This window comes from Sporomusa sp. (assembly GCF_057736855.1).
Genome location: NZ_JBYKYF010000250.1, coordinates 1 through 4,606 on the forward strand (window position 1 = coordinate 1; position 4,606 = coordinate 4,606).

General features: G+C 43.4%; 3 protein-coding genes. All 3 read right to left on the reverse strand.

All coding sequences use genetic code 11. The features are described from left to right. Window positions 1–1,008: two-partner secretion domain-containing protein (locus tag AC29Z1_RS13850; protein ID WP_488272042.1), on the reverse strand; the 1,008-nt coding region annotated here is incomplete at its 3' end. A gap of 723 nt (window positions 1,009–1,731) precedes the next feature. After that, window positions 1,732–2,436, reverse strand: coding sequence for a flavodoxin family protein (locus tag AC29Z1_RS13855; RefSeq protein ID WP_488272043.1), 705 nt, complete (start codon window positions 2,434–2,436; stop codon window positions 1,732–1,734). Window positions 2,437–2,653: 217 nt separating this feature from the next. After that, window positions 2,654–4,423, reverse strand: a complete 1,770-nt coding sequence (locus tag AC29Z1_RS13860; RefSeq protein ID WP_488272044.1) for a methyl-accepting chemotaxis protein — start codon at window positions 4,421–4,423, stop codon at window positions 2,654–2,656. Window positions 4,424–4,606 lie beyond the last annotated feature (183 nt).

Sequence of the window (4,606 nt, forward strand, 5' to 3'; positions counted from 1 at the left end):
GTTTTTATTGAGCGTAACATGCCCACCATCATTGAAGGCAGTGATTTGCACACGAGGGTCGGGCAAATTCCAGCGCAGTTCGCCTGTCGCCACATAGCCTTCATCGCCAGAGGCCTCATTGACCGGATAGGCTCTGACACCGCTTGGCCCCCCGAGGGAAATTTTTTCGGAAGAATCCAGGTTTTTGCTGGCCAACTGCCCAGCAAACGAGAAATGAAGGTTAAGACGATTGTTCACCTTTTGTATCCGATAGAAATTTAAATTGGTTTTATGATAATCTCCGGCAGTATGAGCGCTATCATTGTCAGCTGCATCCTTCGAATCCATATCAAGTTGTCCCAGCGAGAAGGAGTAAAACCGTGCCGCCGGTTTCACCGGCAGTTTTTCCGCTGGCATCAAGTACCCTGCATTCGTTACACTATCGCCGGATAGGATAATCACGCCGTTTTTATCAATAACACTTTTGGCTTCTATAGTGCCTGTATTGTTGACAACCGAGCCAGTCAGGGTATCTGCTGCCTTGGCGTTCATGATAACAAGACCGCCATCGGCTTGAATCAGGCCGCTGTTTTTGAGTTCAGCCTTAACCTTGCTCTCATCAACTGCCAATGTCAGCAGACCGTCGCCGATAAAGTCCAAAGTGATTTTGCTGCCTGCGCCTAACGCCACCGTACCTTCTTTTGCTAAGATAACGCCTTCATTGGCGACATTGGTGCCTAAGAGCGCCGCATAGCCGCCATTTGCCACTGTAATAATAAGAAAAACTTTACCATTGGCGCTGAGCTGTCCATAAATCGCCAAGGCGTTATTGCCTAACACCCGGTTAAGGGCGATGGAGGAAGCGCCTGGCTGAATAAACTGCACTGTTTCGCCTTTGCCAATACTAAAGCTGTTCCAATTAATCGCCAGCTTATTGGAGGTCTGGTTAATGGTGACATGATTCGTCCCCTGCCCAGTAATAGTGCCTTTCCCGGCCGTAATGCTGCCACTGGTAGGATTGGCCTGCACACCCGTCAGGCTACTTAGAAAAATCCCAGCAGCCGCTACGCCGGAGCAAGTTTTTTGACAGCTTTGACGCTCAGGTCAAAGACTTTTGCTGGTATACTGCCTTGTGCGCATTTTAGGCATCGGTTTATACCGCATATAGTGCGGTTTGCCGCGCAGCCAGGCACGGCACCATCTTCTTTGCATAGAGAATGCCTCCTTATTGTAGTGTAAAATGTAAAGCAAGGGACTACTAATCAAATTTCGATTGCTGATATTACACTATAAGCACGCTAATCTGTGATAATAATTATAACTAAATCCTTTTATCTATTAGTGACGTCTGTTGAAAAAAGCAGATTATCTAACAAAATTAGCAAAAAAAGCCATGCGTAACACATGACAACTGACTTAACCATAATACGTGATGTACCTATTGGCATAGTAAAAGCCCAGCACCAATAAATAGTACTGGGCATGTTTTTATTTATTACAATCTTCTGCAGCTTATCGTGTTAACCTAATTTTTTCTCGATCTGTAACCAGCGTTGCAGCATCAGCCACCAACCATACCGCGATTCCATATACTCGGGCCAGCTTATCTCATTTCGGCTGAATCCACCAGTTATAATAATTGTAAGGTTTTCTCAATTTATTCAGTTCATGACGTTCTGTCATGTATTGATGTTTTATAGCCTCCAGAATTTTACCATGATCCATCATACCTTCGGGCGAAAATCGGTAATGCTAAGAGATTGCAAAATCAATTGTAAATTCTCCTTCTTTCCATAAAATCTTACCATCTGCCCCACACAACTGGCACTTTACCTTTCCGGTCGGTGCCAGTTGAAGCATGGTATTGCCACACAACTGACATGCATGAACTGGCAGGCTATGCAGACTATTTTTCATTTGGCCATTACTTACAAGCAATGTTGCCAGACGACGAGCTTCAGCAAGCACTTCTGGTTTGACAACCTCTCCCGGACTTGCCGCATGAACCAGCATTGTCCCAACTACATCCAAGTGCAAAAAACGAGCAGTAGTAACCGCGGCCTCACGGGCGTACCCTTCCCAACCTTTAATCCCGTAGGATACTGCGATAACGCATTTTTTTCCCCTAAATTCTTTAGCTTGCTGCAGAACGGAAATTAATCTGTCATTAATCATTTTCAGCGTGGTATGGGTGCCTAAAAAATAACAAGGAGTAGCAATTACAATAGCATCGGCCTTCCTTATCTGTTCCAACAAGAAGCTCAGATCGTCATGAATAACACACTGCTTGTTTTCCGACAGACAAGCATAACATGCCTTGCACTGCTTAATGTCAATCTCGGTTAACCGGATCATTGCTTTTTCCACTTCATCAGGAAGAGAAGCCAGCATTTCTTTTGTTAATATCTCTGAATTTCCTAGTTTTCTCGGTGACGCTACTAGCCCTAATACTTTCATACAAATTCCTACCTTTTATTTTTAATTATACCAAACCTAACGGAGTTGTTGGCTTCTTCCCAGTTGTAGCCACTAAGAGCAACCAATCCAGCTACTGCCTGCTTATATTGGCACCTCATAACCTTAGGAATCTGTTATCCAGCGACATTCATATAATACATTACAAATTTATCTTATATCTTAAGTTGTTCACTCCTAGCTGACTGATCTCTAAACCCTAAACCTTAAACTTTCTGACAGCATTCTGCATTTCTTCGGCCAATTTTGCCAACGCCTGACTGGATGATGCGATTTCTTCCATTGATGCAGACTGTTCCTCTGTCGCTGCCGAAACCACTTGTGTCTGACTGGCTGCTTCTTTGCTGATGTTGTCTACATCTCGTACCGCTGCCACAATCTGTTGACTGCCTGATGCCATTTGCTGAATTGCGGCTGATATTTCTCTTATTTGCGCCGATACTTCGCCATTGAGCGACACGATTTCCTTGAACGCCTGTCCCGCAGTATTTACTACTTCGGTACCGACCTTCACCTCCCGCGTGCCATCTTGCATGGCAGCGACAGCGCTATCGGTTTCCATCTGTATCTCTGCAATCAATCTGGCAATTTGTTTAGCCGCTTCCTGCGACTGTTCTGCTAATTTGCGCACTTCCTCGGCAACAACGGCAAAACCTCTGCCCTGTTCACCCGCTCGCGCCGCCTCGATAGCTGCGTTTAGTGCCAACAGATTGGTTTGACCGGCAATTCCTGAAATGGCATCAACAATTTGTCCAATCTCTTTTGACCGCTCTCCTAGTTTTGTAACTACCTGCGCTGAACTGGAAACCGATTTTTCGATACTTTTCATTTGATTCATAGCCGCATCTACTGCCTTATCACCTTGATTGGCAGCACTAGTCGCTTTATCCGCCATTTCTGATACCGCATTGGCATTGACAGCCACATGCTGAATACCTGCTGACATTTGCTCTACCACTGAAGCCGTAGAATCAACAGCAGCTACTTGCTTAGTTGCTCCTGCAGCGATCTCGGTAATAGTAGCTGCAACTTGCGTAGTTGCCTGAGATGATTGCTCTGCACTGGCAGTCAACTCTTCGGCCGATGCAGCAACTTGTTCGGCCGTCTGATTCACATGTTTAACCAAATTCCGAAGATTGTCTGTCATGACATTAAATTCTGCCGCTAGTTCCCCAACTTCATCATGAGAATTAACATCCATCTTATTAACTACCAGATTTCCCTGAGCCACTTCACGAACGATACTAACTAGCTGGATAAGCGGGTTGCCAATCATCTTGGCAATAATCCAGCCTAATCCCAATGCAAGAACAATTGCCAGCAAAGTACTACCAAGTATCAATTTATTAGTAAATGAAACAAGTTCATCACTAGCCTTTTTTTGCATTTCGGCTTTTTGATCATTATAATTGGCTAATTCCCGCAGTATCGTCTGTACATTTTCGAGATAGGGTGCAGCGTCTTGCCGAAAAGCTACATAACCTTCCTGCTTTTTCCCGGACATAGCCAAATCCATCGCCTTCGTACGCGCTGCTCGATAGGAAGTTAATTCTTCTTTTAACTTGGCTATTCGCTCTTCCTCATAAGTGTCAAGTTTAGTCTTAGCATAATCAGAAAATGCTTTATCAAACGCCTCTGATCGTCTTTTTATCTCTTGAAGGTTCTTTTGCTCTTCTGCTTTATCCGTATGTACGAAAAGTCCAATAAGCGCTCGCTCATCGGCTCTATTATGAGTTCTGGCGTCATTAATCCATTTTATAGCCAATAACCTATTTTGGTACATATCATCCATTCCAGCCGATAACTTGGTAGATGAATAATATCCCGCATATCCTACAATACCTAAAAACAGTACCATACATGTCACCAATACCATTATTTTTGAAGCTGTTCTTAAATTCCGGAATAATTGCAATTTCGTCATCTCCTTATGTAATATTTTAGCATTAAGTATTTCTAGCAAGGACATTGAAATCCTTCGACAAAAAATTCAATTATTTTACATTTTCTCTGTTTTTTGTTATTAAATTTTTTTATTGTAATATCATAAAATATTATAGTCTTACTTAGCATAGGACATGGTACTTGTCGTTCTTGCGTAAGCGTCAAATCAACACCACATGGAAATAAAAAACCACCTGATGTACGCTAA

Coding starts and splice junctions, on each gene's coding strand:
- AC29Z1_RS13855 (WP_488272043.1), bottom strand. CDS start 2,436: ATGAAAGTATTAGGGCTAGTAGCGTCACCGAGAAAACTAGGAAATTCA.
- AC29Z1_RS13860 (WP_488272044.1), bottom strand. CDS start 4,423: ATGTCCTTGCTAGAAATACTTAATGCTAAAATATTACATAAGGAGATG.